This window comes from Streptomyces sp. NPDC037421 (assembly GCF_055602105.1).
In genome coordinates, this window is record NZ_JBVJWV010000010.1 from 195,235 (window position 1) to 207,780 (window position 12,546).

Annotated in this window: 15 protein-coding genes and 1 pseudogene; 11 read left to right on the forward strand and 5 right to left on the reverse strand. The window is 69.6% G+C overall.

What is annotated here, in order from left to right; translation table 11 throughout:
* Positions 1-92 precede the first annotated feature (92 nt).
* The 4 genes from ACZ7IF_RS17780 (at position 93) to ACZ7IF_RS17795 (ending at position 3,535) form a co-directional block, all read left to right on the forward strand.
* Positions 93-941, forward strand: a complete 849-nt coding sequence (locus tag ACZ7IF_RS17780; protein WP_470972060.1) for an NAD(P)H-binding protein — start codon at positions 93-95, stop codon at positions 939-941.
* 457 nt (positions 942-1,398) lie between these two features.
* Complete coding sequence (locus tag ACZ7IF_RS17785; protein ID WP_470972062.1) at positions 1,399-1,539, forward strand: hypothetical protein; 141 nt, start codon at positions 1,399-1,401, stop codon at positions 1,537-1,539.
* A gap of 385 nt (positions 1,540-1,924) precedes the next feature.
* Positions 1,925-2,716: an alpha/beta fold hydrolase gene (locus ACZ7IF_RS17790; RefSeq protein WP_470972065.1), complete on the forward strand. Its 792-nt coding sequence runs from the start codon at positions 1,925-1,927 to the stop codon at positions 2,714-2,716.
* Between the two features lie 537 nt (positions 2,717-3,253).
* The gene (locus tag ACZ7IF_RS17795; RefSeq protein WP_470972067.1) at positions 3,254-3,535 is read left to right on the forward strand and encodes a hypothetical protein; all 282 of its coding nucleotides are present in this window, start codon (positions 3,254-3,256) and stop codon (positions 3,533-3,535) included.
* 814 nt (positions 3,536-4,349) lie between these two features.
* Here ACZ7IF_RS17795 and ACZ7IF_RS17800 read toward each other — a convergent pair.
* Positions 4,350-4,535 (reverse strand): hypothetical protein, encoded by a 186-nt coding sequence (locus ACZ7IF_RS17800; protein WP_470972069.1) that lies wholly within the window; start codon positions 4,533-4,535, stop codon positions 4,350-4,352.
* A 128-nt stretch (positions 4,536-4,663) separates the two neighbouring features.
* Here ACZ7IF_RS17800 and ACZ7IF_RS17805 point away from each other — a divergent pair, with 128 nt between their 5' ends.
* The 3 genes and pseudogenes from ACZ7IF_RS17805 to ACZ7IF_RS17815 all read left to right on the forward strand — a co-directional run bounded on the left by ACZ7IF_RS17805 (position 4,664) and on the right by ACZ7IF_RS17815 (position 6,223).
* A complete protein-coding gene (locus ACZ7IF_RS17805; protein WP_470972071.1) occupies positions 4,664-5,080 on the forward strand; it encodes a hypothetical protein in 417 nt (138 codons plus the stop codon).
* Positions 5,081-5,126: 46 nt separating this feature from the next.
* Positions 5,127-5,763: pseudogene (locus ACZ7IF_RS17810) on the forward strand (helix-turn-helix domain-containing protein); the annotation flags it as partial.
* Positions 5,764-6,019: 256 nt separating this feature from the next.
* Positions 6,020-6,223, forward strand: coding sequence for an EF-hand domain-containing protein (locus ACZ7IF_RS17815; RefSeq protein WP_470972073.1), 204 nt, complete (start codon positions 6,020-6,022; stop codon positions 6,221-6,223).
* On the opposite strand, the gene ACZ7IF_RS17820 is transcribed toward ACZ7IF_RS17815, so the two are convergent.
* Positions 6,147-6,521, reverse strand: a complete 375-nt coding sequence (locus tag ACZ7IF_RS17820; protein ID WP_470972075.1) for a DUF6207 family protein — start codon at positions 6,519-6,521, stop codon at positions 6,147-6,149. The genes ACZ7IF_RS17815 and ACZ7IF_RS17820 overlap by 77 nt on opposite strands.
* Before the next feature lie 281 nt (positions 6,522-6,802).
* On the opposite strand from ACZ7IF_RS17820, the gene ACZ7IF_RS17825 reads away from it, so the two are divergent.
* Together ACZ7IF_RS17825 and ACZ7IF_RS17830 are read left to right on the forward strand one after the other, a co-directional pair.
* Positions 6,803-7,006, forward strand: coding sequence for a hypothetical protein (locus ACZ7IF_RS17825; RefSeq protein ID WP_470972077.1), 204 nt, complete (start codon positions 6,803-6,805; stop codon positions 7,004-7,006).
* Positions 7,007-7,247: 241 nt separating this feature from the next.
* A complete protein-coding gene (locus tag ACZ7IF_RS17830) occupies positions 7,248-7,448 on the forward strand; it encodes a hypothetical protein (RefSeq protein ID WP_470972080.1) in 201 nt (66 codons plus the stop codon).
* 273 nt (positions 7,449-7,721) lie between these two features.
* Here the strand turns inward: ACZ7IF_RS17830 and ACZ7IF_RS17835 are convergent, their stop codons facing one another.
* The gene (locus tag ACZ7IF_RS17835; protein WP_470972082.1) at positions 7,722-8,021 is read right to left on the reverse strand and encodes a hypothetical protein; all 300 of its coding nucleotides are present in this window, start codon (positions 8,019-8,021) and stop codon (positions 7,722-7,724) included.
* Positions 8,022-8,402: 381 nt separating this feature from the next.
* Here ACZ7IF_RS17835 and ACZ7IF_RS17840 point away from each other — a divergent pair, with 381 nt between their 5' ends.
* Positions 8,403-9,521 (forward strand): RCC1 domain-containing protein, encoded by a 1,119-nt coding sequence (locus tag ACZ7IF_RS17840; RefSeq protein ID WP_470972085.1) that lies wholly within the window; start codon positions 8,403-8,405, stop codon positions 9,519-9,521.
* Positions 9,522-9,558: 37 nt separating this feature from the next.
* On the opposite strand, the gene ACZ7IF_RS17845 is transcribed toward ACZ7IF_RS17840, so the two are convergent.
* The gene (locus tag ACZ7IF_RS17845; protein WP_470972153.1) at positions 9,559-9,936 is read right to left on the reverse strand and encodes a DUF6233 domain-containing protein; all 378 of its coding nucleotides are present in this window, start codon (positions 9,934-9,936) and stop codon (positions 9,559-9,561) included.
* A 188-nt stretch (positions 9,937-10,124) separates the two neighbouring features.
* Between ACZ7IF_RS17845 and ACZ7IF_RS17850 the strand changes: the two genes are divergently transcribed.
* Positions 10,125-10,250: a hypothetical protein gene (locus tag ACZ7IF_RS17850; RefSeq protein ID WP_470972087.1), complete on the forward strand. Its 126-nt coding sequence runs from the start codon at positions 10,125-10,127 to the stop codon at positions 10,248-10,250.
* A gap of 157 nt (positions 10,251-10,407) precedes the next feature.
* Here the strand turns inward: ACZ7IF_RS17850 and ACZ7IF_RS17855 are convergent, their stop codons facing one another.
* Positions 10,408-12,381 carry a WD40 repeat domain-containing serine/threonine protein kinase gene (locus ACZ7IF_RS17855; RefSeq protein WP_470972089.1) on the reverse strand — a complete coding sequence of 658 codons (1,974 nt, stop codon included), beginning with the start codon at positions 12,379-12,381 and terminating at the stop codon, positions 10,408-10,410.
* Positions 12,382-12,546: the final 165 nt, after the last annotated feature.

Consider the following 12,546-nt stretch of genomic DNA (forward strand, 5'->3'; position numbering starts at 1 on the left):
CCTGTCGGTTGCTCTGGCCGACCGGTGCTTGACCTGAACCTTGGTTGATGTATGAGAGTCGTGTCATCGAACGGCGAGACGAGGAGGTTCCGATGACACAGCCCAGGATCCTGGTGACCGGCGCGACTGGAAAGGTCGGCGGCGCGGTGGTGACCCGACTGCACGCGGCGGGCGTTCCCGTTCGGGCGCTGGTGAGAGGAGAGGCGGACTTCCCGGAGGGTGTGCAGGCGGTACGCGGTGATCTCGGTGATCCCGCGTCGCTGGACACGGCTCTGGAGGGCGTCGATTCGGTCTTCCTGGTGTGGCCGTTCCTGAGAGCCGAGGGCGCGTCGGACGTGATCGACGCGATCGGGAAGCGCGCCCGACGGGTGGTGTACCTGTCATCCGCCGGGGTCGGGAGCGAGGAGAAGCCGGGCGAGGCGATCACCATGTTCCACACGGAGCTGGAGCGGCTGATCGAGGCATCGGGCCTGGAGTGGACAGCGCTGAGGCCCACCGGTTTCGCGAGCAACACGCTGGGCTGGGCGGAGGAGATCCGCACTACCGGTGCGGTACGGGCGCCGCTGGCAAGGCTGGCCCGCCCGCTGATCCACGAGGCGGACATTGCTGCGGTAGCCGTTCAGGCGTTGACGACCGACGTCCTGCTCGGCGCCCACCCCCTGATCACCGGCCTCGAACTGATCACCCAGGAACGGCAGGTGGCACTGATCAGCGAGGCCATCGGCCGGCCGGTGCGGTTCGAGGAGATCGCACTGGACGAGGCCGTCGAGCAGATGAAGGCCGCAGGCTACCCGGCAGAGCTGGTGGAGGCCGTGATGCCGGCCCAGGCGGAGATGCTCGCCAATCCGGAGCCGGTCAACGATGAGGTGGAGCGCATCACCGGTACCCCGGCCCGGTCCTTCCGGGAGTGGGCGGTGGACCACGCGGAGGACTTCCGCTGACACGGATGTCAATGCACATCGACGTGGACGACCGGAGCACTGGATCTCGGCTCGGTCGTCCACACGCTTGACTCCGAGGTAGGGCTTTCTGCTCAGGGAAGCCGTGAGCGGTCGAACCGTGCAGGCCGGGAAGCCGTCGAGCGGCCATGGCATGCCGTCGGTCAGAAGAATCCGCATCCAAGCCCGAAACCACCCTGGGTGACCACACTGTCTACGCGCAGGCCGACTACCCGTCAACGAAACGGCCGACTGCGAAGCAACGTCATCCCGGGAGCTGCTCTGTTGACCGGCCCCCCTGGCCAACAGCGATGCAGATTCACAACCACGCGGACAAGGTGCCATACCGGACCCCCTTGACCGGTGCCCTGCCGGGTGGCGGCCCCGGCCGCTCACCCTCTTGCCAAGGTTGCCCCCGAACTCGACGCGGCTCCGGGGCGCTCGGGGTAGGTTCTGCCGGATGGAGATCGGGGAGTTGATCGGGACGGGGCGGACGGCGGACGTGTTCGGCCTCGACGGGGAGCGGGTGGTGAGGCACTACCGCGGCGATGAGGACGCCACCGGGGAGGCGGTCGTGATGGCGTACCTGGCCGAGCCGTGAAGTGGGCGGGCCGTGGCGAGCGGTCAAAGGCGCCTTCGGCGGCGCTACGCGCTGGGCTTCGCCCACCCTGGACAGCTCGCCCCGCAGGCCGTCTGGCATAAGCACGTCAGCATGTGATGAGGGGCAGGCCTGCGAGGAATCCGGACGGGGGCCGGCTCCCCGGCATTCCGAGGAGCCGCCCCCGCGTCACCGCCCCTCGGCCGGCCGCCGCCCGGGCCCGGCCGCCGCCCGGGCCCGGCCGCCGCCCGGGCCCGGCCGCCGCGCGGGGCTGCGGCGTGGGCCTTGCCTTGGACGGCGCTCAGCAGCGACGCCCCCTCGTAGCCGAGCAAGGGCGGCCCGCCCCCGCCCCCGCACCGCAGGGTTGGTGGACCGTACTGTCAGCCGGATGACGGAACACCACTTCCTTACCGTGAACGGCGTCCGGCTGGCCTACCAGGTGGCCGGGCCGGCTGGCGGCGCCCCTCTGCTCCTGCTCGCGGCGCTGGGCGAGTCCGCGGACGACTGGGGCCCCGTACGGGACGCACTCGCGCACGACCGCCGGGTGTACGCCCTGGATCTGCGGGGCCACGGCCGCAGCGGACGGACCGGCGAGTACTCCCTGGAGCTGATGCGTGACGACGTTCTGGGATTCCTGGACGCCGTCGGCCTGGACCGCGTGGACCTGGTCGGCCACTCGATGGGCGGCGTGGTCGCGTATCTGGTCGCGCAGCACAGCCCGAGGCGGGTGGTCCGGCTGGTCCTGGAGGACTCCCCGGCGCCGTTCCCCCGCGAGCCGGTCGCTCCGGTGCGGCCCGAGGGCGAGCTGTCCTTCGACTGGGCCATGGTCCTCGCGGTCCGGCCCCAGTTGGACAGCCCCGACCCGTCCTGGCTGGAGGGCCTCTCCGCGATCACGGCCCCGACCCTGGTGGTGGCGGGCGGGCCGGACAGCCACGTCCCGCAGGAGGCCCTCGCCGAGCTCGCCCGCCTGGTCCCGGACGCCCGGCTCATCACCATCCCGGCCGGCCATCTGGTGCACGCCGCCGCCCCGCAGGAGTTCACCACGGCGGTCGCCGCCTTCCTGGCTGCCGTACCGGAAGTCGGGACCGCCCGGCGCCGGCTCGCCGAGGACGGCACCACGCAGACCGGGCACGACGCTTGGTACGACGCGGAACCGCCGACCGAGCACCTCACCACGTAGGACCACGCCCGGGCGTTCGGTCCTGGTGGCCGGTCCGGCTACGAGCCGGCCGGACCGGGCCCCGGCGGGGGCGGCCGGTTCCTGTGGCGGGGCGACGTCTGTAGCCGTAGCCGGCCCTCCGGGCCCGGTCCGAGGCCGGTTAGGTGCGGGTAGCCCGTGTCGATGTGGCGTACGCGGATGAGGGCCTGGTGCCCGGCATGCCGGGAGCACTGTGCACCCGGAGCTGGTCGTCGAGGCGGCTGCGGCTGGTGATCTGGGCTCGGTTCCTTCTCTTCGTGCTGTGCAGCGCACCCTGCGTCGGGACCTGTCGGCGGGGGAGCGAGCGGGGCTGAAGGGCCCGCACACCCCCCGACTCGCAGCTGCGGATTCCGCTGTCGGCCAGGAACCGCGGGCGGCGCGCGAGCGTCATGGGGCGTGCACACGAGATCGGCTGCTTCGCCCCGTGCCGGAGTCGGCCATCCTGCTCCGGCTGGACTCCTCGGAGGTTTCGTGAACGGCAAGGACACCCGACCCGCACACCGCCTGGCGGCTCTTGCGGTGACTCTCACCGCAGCGCTGGCCCTCACCGTCACAGGGGAAGCCAGTGCTGCCCCAGCGGCCACGAGCGGCAAGCCCCTGACCTCACAGGGCCTCAGCGCGAAGGCCCAGCCTGCCGCCACGGCCCGGATCCGCTGGGTGATGCTCAACCAGGTCTACTGGTACCCCCAGTGCGTCGCCTACGGCAACTACTGGGTGGCGTCCCGGCAGATCGCTGCCTACCGGTGCATCCGGTTCGACATGTGGGGCAGGAGCTTGATGCAGGTGGCTGTCTGGTACTGATCCTCGATCCAAGGTCGGCAACCGAGAAGGGCCCCGGTGATGTTCCGGGGTCCTTCGTCCGACCATGGCTCCTGAAGCAAGGCGCAGCGATCCAGGCCGATAGCCGAAGGAGGGCGGCGGCCCCACCGCCGAGGACGTGGGCGCGAGGGGTTGCCGGCGACGCCGGTGGTTTGCCAGCCGTTACGGTCCGGTGTCAAGCCGTTCGGCATCACGCTGTAGCGCGGTGGTGGCCATGTGTACCTCGGGCCTGGAACCATCCCGACTCCGGCTCGCGGCTGGTCGGGGGCTCGGGCAATGGCAGTCAGCTGCGTGGGCGGAGCCTCCTGCGGTCCCGCCGAGGGCGTCCGCAAGGCGTGCGGCTGCGGGGTGGCCGGTGAGCGCCGCCCACGAGGTACGCCGCGGAGCCGGGCCGGCTCTTCCAGGTCGTGCTCGGCCACTGCTCCTCGGTCTTCCGGGGCTCGCCCCTGTGAGGGGGGCGAGGCGTACCTGCTCACTGGGGTGAACGGTGAGGGCCGTGGTGTGCGCCGTCCGCCCGCACCAGGTCACAGGCCTGGTGCCTAAGGGCTGTCCCGTAATCCCCGGCGGGCGCACGACGCCGGCTACGGCACCTCGCTGCGTTGTCGGAACGCCCGAATACACCCAGTATGGGGGCGCCCCTCCGCCTTGCGATGCACCGCATCCGACGCCGTGCGCTGATCCGCCGGGGATTACGGGACAGCCCTTAGACCGATTTGTTCTGCAGGCCTCCTTGGTGCGCCACAAGTCGCCACGCGGTGAACGGGGATGAGTCCGCGTCCGTAGTTACCGCGACGGGTCAGCGTGCGATCTTCGCCAGGGCCTGGATGCCTTCGAGTACCTCGGCGGCCGTGGGGGCGGTGGAGGGGTCACCGAGGCACTGGAGCGTCACGCCGGACACGAGTGCGAGCTGCACGGTGCCGAGGGTGCGGACGGAGGTCTCCCGTACCTGTTCTTCGGGGACGCCGTCCAGGATGGCCGCCATGCCGCGCCGCCCCTGGGTGATGCCGCCGGCCAGAGCTGGCCGGGGAGATCCTTGAGCGGGCGGCAGGACGGCACGGCTGCGATGGTCTGCTGGCTGACTGCGCCGACGCGATCAAGGAGTTCCGTGAGGTGCTGGACGGGCACCTGCGGTCGCGGCCGGCTGACTACCTTGTGTCCTTCCGTGCCCTGCTCGCCGTTGAGGAGGAGTACCACTGGGCGAACGCTCTGGAGGGTTTCACGGACGACATCATGGGCGTGGACTGTCCCCACTGTGACGTGGGTGTGACGATCGCCATCGGCGGCTTCGGATGCTACTCGCAGGTGTATGACGGCGGTGAGGACATCCGGCGGAACCTGCGGCCGGCGGCCGTCGAGGAACTCACCGGAACCGGTCAGTGGATGCATGAGATCACTGTCCGCGACGGGCAGGAGGCGCTGGCCAACGGAATTGCCCACCTGTTCGGTAGAGCAGAGTGTCCGTGCTGTGCCAGCGTCTTCACAGTCGCGGACGAGTACACGTCCGCCAACCGTCCGGTCATGTGGTGAGCCTGTGCTGGTTGGTGATGCTTTCCCGGAGCAGTGGGGAGGCGGGATGGCGCAACCGGTCCGGGGTTCGCGGGTTGACGGAGCAGGAGGGGCAGAATCTCCGGCACATCGTCCGGCGAGGCAGTACGAACTCCGTGCGGTTCCGGCGGGCGATGATGCTGCTGGCCTCGGCCGGCGGCAGCACGGTCCCTGTCATAGCCCGGCCGGTCCAGGCGGACGAGGACACCGTCCGCGACGTGATCCACAAGTTCAAGGAGATCGGGCTCGCATGCCTGGACCCTCGCTGGGCGGGAGGCCGTCCCCGCCTTCTCGATCGTGACGACGAGGACATCGTCGTCCAGACGGCCGCCACCCGCCCGACCATGCCGGGCAAGCCCTTCACTCGCTGGTCCATCCGCAAGCTCGCCGATCACCTGCGTAGGAACAACGCCCGGCCCATCAGGATCGGCCGGGAGGCTCTGCGGTGCTTACTGGCCCGCCGCGGGATCTCCTTCCAGCGCACGAAGACCTGGAACGAGTCTCCTGATGCGGACTTCGACGCCAAGCTGGCCCGGATCGAGTACGCGGTCAACGAGCGGCCGGACCGCACGCTCGCCTCCGACGAGTTCGGCCCCCGGCGCATCCACCCGCTGCAAAGGCCCGCCGCGCTGTCGGCCGCGGGCGTCGCGCTGCGCCCGGACAGGCCCGGCTCCATGCTTCCACCGCCGCGGCACCGGGGCGTGCTCACGGCCTGTGGGTCCCGGTTGGCTGGGCAAGCCTGAGCGCCTGGGCAAGCGTTAGGGGAGCCGGGGCAAGCCACCCGCGAGGGCAGTTGCCCACTCCCGCCGGAGCGTGGCGGTATGTATGCCCAAGGCCTGGCCATCAGAGTGATGTTGATGGTGTGGCAGGGTGGTGGGACATCCGGGCCTTCGGGGCCTGTGAACGTGAAAGGGGTATGTCATGAACGAGGCCGAGCTCAGGGCGCTGTTCGCCGAGATAGACACGGATGGTGACGGGCGGATCAGCATCGTCGAATTGGCGGAGCGTTTCAAGGCCGAGGGCGCCCAGGGGCACCTCTCTGAAGAGGTCAAGAAGGCCATGGCGGCCGACGCCAACCATGACGGGGTCCTCGACTTCGAAGAGTTCCGCACCCTGCTGAAGTAGCGGCAGGCCTGACAGCCCGGGCAAGCCTCAGGAGAGTCTGAGCAAGCACCCTACCGCCCGGTAGGTAGGGCTTGCCCTCGTTGCTTGGACGCTGTCGCCCGGGGCGCAGGACGCCGGCGTAGACCCGGGCCCGGACCCCGGGCGCACGGGGATCCCGGCGCACCGGGCCGATGCCCGAGGTTGCCCATCGCTCCTCCAGTGCGGCCATGACGGCCCCGGCCGTGTCCTCATCCCCGCCGGTGATGTCCAGGACCACCAGGCCGGGCTCCGCCACGTGCTGCTCGCCGATCGGCTTCATGAGCCCTGCGACGGTGCTGGAACTGGACCGGTTCGCCGTCGGCCCCAGGTCCACCCGAACGAGGGACCTGGCTCAAGCCGCGGGCACCTCCCCGGTCGGCAAGCCCTGTCGGGATGCGGCCCCCGTCGCAGCCCCAGTGGCCAGGGCCGCACCCCGTACCTCCGAACCTACTCCGGGGCAGAGGTCACGGTGTGGCTGCCGGTGGCCGGCCGCGATCTGCTGCCTCACCCGTTCGCGCCCGGCCAGGTGCCGGTGGGGAGCGACGGGAACAGGCTGGCCGCATGGCCGCGAAGCTGATCGTCTACCCGCCCGACGAGCAGCGCTGGCGCCGGGTGCGCTACGACGGCGTCGCCATCGGCGTCGCGCACATTAGGGTCTTCCTCGCGGCCGCCGGGCTGGAGAACGCCGAGGACGTGGACCTCACCGACCCCGACTTCGTGGAGTGGCGAGGCGCCGGCCCGGAAGCCTGGGAGCCCTCCCGCTGAGCCTCGCGAGGGTTGCACCGGAAGGGGGCTGGAGGGTTGTCTGCAGGGGTGTACTAGGCGGGGGACCGCAGGTGTGACCGGAGGTGGGACCCCCCGAAACCGATGATCTTCCATTCACGCAGGTCAGAGGCCGTGGGCAAGCCCCTTTCGGAAAACGACACCTCTTTCCACGCCGTAGCCGGGGGAAGAGGTCTGTGCCGTGTCCGGGGGCCGGCGGCGCCGCAGGGGTACATGTACCGGTATGGCTCGTGAGCGGATCCGGTGGCCCCTCGTCGTGGGCCGGGCGAGGGAGATCGTGGACGGGTACGCGCCGCTGAAGGTCACGCTGCGGCAGGTGATCCTCGCCGCCGAGGGCGTGCTGCCGCACACGCCGCCGATGTACCGCCAGCTGTCCGCGCAGCTGGCCCAGGCCCGCCGCGCGAGGGCCGCTTCCCCGACCTGATCGACACCGTGCGAGCCGTCCACGTCCCACCGGCCTGGCCGAGCGCGGACGCCTTCGTGCGGGAGATGCCCGACTGGTTCCGCCTCGACCGCACCAAGGGCCAGGAGCACGCCCTGTAGGTCCCAGCCGAGAAGGACACCCTCCGACAGCAGCTGACCGGCTGGCTCGAGTTCGTGGGCATCCCCGTGCTCGTGGTCCCCGGCTTCGAATGAAATAGAACGGTGAGTCCCGCATGCGGGACTCACCGTTCTGGAAGAGCAAGCTCGGTGGCTGCTACCGGAGGCCGCTGGCAATGGGGACCACGGCGGCGGCGGGTTGCACGGCGGAGTGGCCGGCGGGGAGGAAACGGCCGGTGGCGTGGCTCTCGCCCCTGGCGTTGCCGAGGAGTTGGCCGCCGACGCCGAGGCCCAGGCCGTGCAGGATGTGGTTGAGATTGATCCCGAGGATCCCGTCAGCCGGAACGGCCCTGCTGGGGCTGCTGGCAGTCGCGGCCTCGGCGTGGGCAGCTCCCGACATGGTCAGGACGGCTCCCGACAGGGTGAGGGCGACAAGTACGCGCTTGGTGTTGTTCATACAGGGGTGAACGATCTTGGATCGCCCTGGTCACCACCCCTTCCGAGCGCTGGACTTGCCTGGTCGGGCAGCCGTGTCCTGTGCGGGGGCTAGACGTCTGTGACGGTGCCGAGCAAGCCCTGAAGGACATCCATGTTCGCGTGGCGCAGCAGAGGCCCGAAGCGCCGATCCGCTGCCTCGCCCGCGGCGCTGCCTCGCCGGGGCGGTGGTCGCGTGCGGTGGTGGAGGCCGCCGACCCCGAGGCGGCGCGCGCGGCGCTACGGGGTCAGGTGCAGGGGTGCTCCCCCTTTCGAATGACCCACGGCGGGGCTGGTCGATCTTGGGGATCGGGAACGAAAGGCTGGTGCGGACACATGACGATCTTTGACTTGGAGGACAGCCATGGCGCCTTCGCCCCGCAGCACTGCCACAGCGGTTCTGGCCTGGGGAGCGGGGAGGGTCGGGCAGATTGGTGACGGGAAGACCGCGGCCCGGTTGAGCCCCGGGGCGGTGAAGGGGCTGGTGCCGGCCGATGTGGTGAAGATCGTCAGCGGTGGAACGAGCTCCGCCGACGCCTTCACGCTCGCCCTGGGCATCGACGGCACGGTCAAGTCGTGGGGTGCCAACCACTCGGGGCAGCTCGGCGACGGCAGCACCACGCAGCACACGGAGCCGGTATCCGTCTCCCAGCTCACGGGTATCAAGGACGTCGCGGCCGGGGGGAGACACGCCCTGGCGCTCGACGCCGACGGCAAGGTGTACGCCTGGGGTGACAACGCCCACGGACAGCTCGGCACCGGCAGCACCGGCGACGACCACTCCACTCCGGTCCGGGTCGAGGGCCTGGGCAAGGCCAAGGCGATCGCCGCCGGCAGCGACTTCAGCCTCGCCCTGCTGGACGACGGCAAGGTCTACGCCTGGGGCCGCGGCATTCACGGCCAACTCGGCACCGGCAACCGTGCCACCCACTCCGCGCCCAAGCCGGTCATGGGCCTGGAGAACATCGCCGCGATCGCGGCCGGGGAGTCCCACGCACTCGCCCTGACCACGGATGGCACCATCAAGAGCTGGGGCCACAACATCCAGGGACAGCTCGGCAACAGCAGCACCAAGAACAGCCTCGTCCCCGTCGACGTCGACTGGCTGGAGGACGTCAGCCGGATCATCGCCGGCGCCCACCACAACTACGCCGTGACCTCCAACGGCACCGTGTGGGGCTGGGGCGACAACCAGTACGGCCAGCTGCCCCAGGAGGACGAGAACTACGACGACAACGTCTCGCGCACCAACCGCACCGCCCCGGTGGAACTCCCCCGCATCAAGGGCGCCCAGGCCCTCTCCGCCGGCGCCCGCCACGGAGTGGCGATCATCGCAGGGAACGTCTACGCCTGGGGCCACAACGGCGAAGGCCAGCTCGGCAACGGCACCACCGTCCCCGGCTACCACAAGGTCAACCTGCCCGGCACCGGTTACACCGCGGTCGCCGCCTCCCTGAGCGGCAACACCACCTACCTGTACTGAACCGCGCGTCCACCTCGAACTGGCCCACCAGGGCTTGCTAACGGCTGTTCCGTTTATCCCGGCAGCCGTCGTCCTGGCCGTGGGCGAGGATCGGAAGCAGCGCCTCGGCGGCGTCGCACACGGTGCACGCCGTCGTGCCGGGGCGCGCGAGCGCGTCGAGTGCCTGCATCGTGCTCAGCGGATGAGCGCGGTCGGTGGCGCTCGGGCAGCCCTCGGCGTGAACGGTGGCCGGGCGCCCGTGGACGCGGCCGTCGAGCAGCCACGCCCACCGGGCCGGCGCCGAGGTGCGGGTGCGGGGGTGGGCCGGGATGCGGCCGAGGCCGACCCCGGGCAGCGGGCGCAGCTGCTCGGCGGTGACCCATGTGCCGTACTCGGCCGGCTCGACTCCGCCCCCGTACTGGTGAAGAGGCAGTATTCCGAACCTGCGCTATTCCACGCCGGACGTGGCTTCGGGGTCCTGCGGGCCAACGGGACAGGCATTGGTTCCTGTGGCGGTGAATCGGCCCAGGTCTCGGATCCGCCGCCACGCCATTCGACGATGGGTGCGGCTCTTCTGAGGGAAGGGCTGAGCAGGGAGGACGCTGACCGGGTCGGTGCAGGATCGTGGTCGGCCGGACCGTACCGCTGGGCCCGGACATCTCCCGGCAGGTCGGCGGCGAGTACCTCACCGCGGCCGGCCCCGGGCACCCCTTCGAGCGGGTGCGGTTTGCGGCGGTGTGGGAGTCGTGACGTCCTGGACGCGGTCCTGGTCCGGTCTGACGTGCTCTCCATGATGGACATCTGCCTGAGGACAAGCTTCTGATCTCGAATGTCTGTCAAAGCCGAGCAAGCTCCGGCTTCCTGTCCGGTCTGCGCGGCGGACAGTTCCTCGAGGGCGGTACGCCGTCTACTTGATCGTCCATGTCGTGAGGTTCCTGCCGCCGCTGGAGACTGTCTTGCCGTCCGGGCTGATGGCAACGCAGTTGATCTTCGCGTTGGTGCCGGTGCTCAGATCGGTCAGGCTCTTGCGGGTCTTGGCGTCCCACAGGCCCACGGTGCCGTTGCTGTAACCACTCGCCAGGATGCCGCCCGGACCGCACGCGATGCAGGTCACGCCTGAACCGGGCCCCGTTAGAGTGGCAACGCTTTCACGGGACTTTACGTCCCACAGGAAGATGGACCCGTCGTTGCGAAGGTTCGCAAGTGTCGTTCCGTCAGGGCTGAAAGCCAAGGCGTTCCGGTCGGTATTGGTTCGAGCCAGGGTGGCGATGACCGCGCGGGAGGAAGGGTTCCAGAGCTGAAGCAGTCCGTCGCTCGTCGTATTCCCAGGGTTGCCATTTCCCGTGGCGGCGGCCAGAAGGCCGCCTGCAGGGCTGTACACCAAGGACGCGACCCAGTAGCCAGGGCCATCGGCAGTCAGGGTTGCGCTGCTCGTCCTCGTGTCCAGACTCCACAGGCCGACAGTTGGGGAGGCGTAGACGGATGCCAGCGTTCCGCCGGCAGCGTCGAACGCCACACAACTGGGGGAGGAGTTCCACAGGACGGGGTTGAGGTAGGGGAAGACTATTTCGGCGCCGGTGGCGATGTTCCACAGGCTGACCGTCCCGTCGCCGTTGCCGACTGCCAGGCTGCGGCCGTCCGGGCTGAAGGCAGCGGAGGAGGCGCCGGTGAACTGATGGTTGAACTCTGTGACCTCCGCGATCGGCTTGGCCCACGGGTTGGTCACCTTGTGCGTGAAGGTCTTCGTCAGCATCTTGTCCGAGGCCTTCCACAGCCTGGCCACTCCGTCGTCACCGACGCTGACCAGGGTCTTGCCGTCCGGACTGAATGCCACGGCCTGTGTGGCTTTATCCCCGCCGTCATGGACGGTCACCGGGGTCTCATCGCGGGGTGGGTCCTCGGTCGTATCCGATTCACGAGGTGAGTGCTTGCTCGCACTCTCTGCGTTCGAGCGGAGCATGGATGTCACAGACAGGCCCGCGATCGCGGCAAAGCCCAGCCCGGCTACGAAGTCGCGGCGGCTGGGACGCCTGCGCGGCATCCGCCCCTCCGACAAGTCGACGTGGATGCCATGGAGAGCGTCCGCGACCTGAGAGGCCGTGGTGGTCCGCTTGCCGTGCTCCTTGGCCAGCAGCCGCTGGAGCAGGTCCTCGAGTGAGGCTGGCAGGTCGGCGCGGCGATCACGCAGGCGGGGCGGCGCGGTGTTGAGGTGCTGGTACCGGTAGTCCTCCAGGCCGGGGCCCGGAAACGGGCGGGCGCTGGTCAAGATGCTGTGGAGCGTCACGCCGAAGGCGTACACGTCGGCGCGGCTGTCGGCAGGCTCGCCTCGCCACTGCTCGGGTGCCATGAACGCAGGCGTGCCGATCACACTGCCGGGCAGGGTGAGGCCGTCAGTGGCTTCAGTTACCCGTGAGATGCCGAAGTCGCAGATCTTCACGCCTCCGTCGACCAGGTACATCAGGTTGGCAGGCTTGATGTCTCGATGTACGACACCGCGGTTGTGCGCGTACGCGAGCGCCTTAGCGACCTGCGCCATGAGACGCACCGCAAGAACGGCAGGCAGGCCGGCGGGGTGCTCGTTCAGCAGTTCTTCGAAGCTGTCGCCGTCCAGTAACTCCATCACGAAGAAGGGGGCGCCATCGTGATAGCCGAAGTCGTGGACCTCGGTGATGCCGGGATGTTTCAAAGCGGCGGCGGTACGCGCCTCTCGCCGCAGCCGTTCAGCGGACTGGAGATCGGTGGACCGGCTGGAGAGCACGATCTTGATCGCCACCTGGCGATTCAAGTAGGCGTCGTAGGCGGCCCACACCTCACCCATGCCGCCTTGACCCAGGGCCCTTGAGAGCCGGTACCTGCCGCCCAGCTCGTCGCCAGCGTTCACCTCGACACCTCTTCCGACGTACGTCGTTCGTGCACACGTCACCGGCCACCGTCCTACCGGTCGAAAACTTCCGATGAACAGACTTTCAGCAACGCGACTTGGTTGCCGTCTTGGCGCAGAGAACCGGAGGAGGGCATCACAAGCTTCTCCAGGCCCGTGGCGTGA

Coding starts and splice junctions, on each gene's coding strand:
- ACZ7IF_RS17780 (WP_470972060.1), top strand. CDS start 93: ATGACACAGCCCAGGATCCTGGTGACCGGCGCGACTGGAAAGGTCGGC.
- ACZ7IF_RS17785 (WP_470972062.1), top strand. CDS start 1,399: ATGGAGATCGGGGAGTTGATCGGGACGGGGCGGACGGCGGACGTGTTC.
- ACZ7IF_RS17790 (WP_470972065.1), top strand. CDS start 1,925: ATGACGGAACACCACTTCCTTACCGTGAACGGCGTCCGGCTGGCCTAC.
- ACZ7IF_RS17800 (WP_470972069.1), bottom strand. CDS start 4,535: ATGGCGGCCATCCTGGACGGCGTCCCCGAAGAACAGGTACGGGAGACC.
- ACZ7IF_RS17815 (WP_470972073.1), top strand. CDS start 6,020: ATGAACGAGGCCGAGCTCAGGGCGCTGTTCGCCGAGATAGACACGGAT.
- ACZ7IF_RS17820 (WP_470972075.1), bottom strand. CDS start 6,521: ATGAAGCCGATCGGCGAGCAGCACGTGGCGGAGCCCGGCCTGGTGGTC.
- ACZ7IF_RS17825 (WP_470972077.1), top strand. CDS start 6,803: ATGGCCGCGAAGCTGATCGTCTACCCGCCCGACGAGCAGCGCTGGCGC.
- ACZ7IF_RS17830 (WP_470972080.1), top strand. CDS start 7,248: ATGGCTCGTGAGCGGATCCGGTGGCCCCTCGTCGTGGGCCGGGCGAGG.
- ACZ7IF_RS17835 (WP_470972082.1), bottom strand. CDS start 8,021: ATGAACAACACCAAGCGCGTACTTGTCGCCCTCACCCTGTCGGGAGCC.
- ACZ7IF_RS17840 (WP_470972085.1), top strand. CDS start 8,403: ATGGCGCCTTCGCCCCGCAGCACTGCCACAGCGGTTCTGGCCTGGGGA.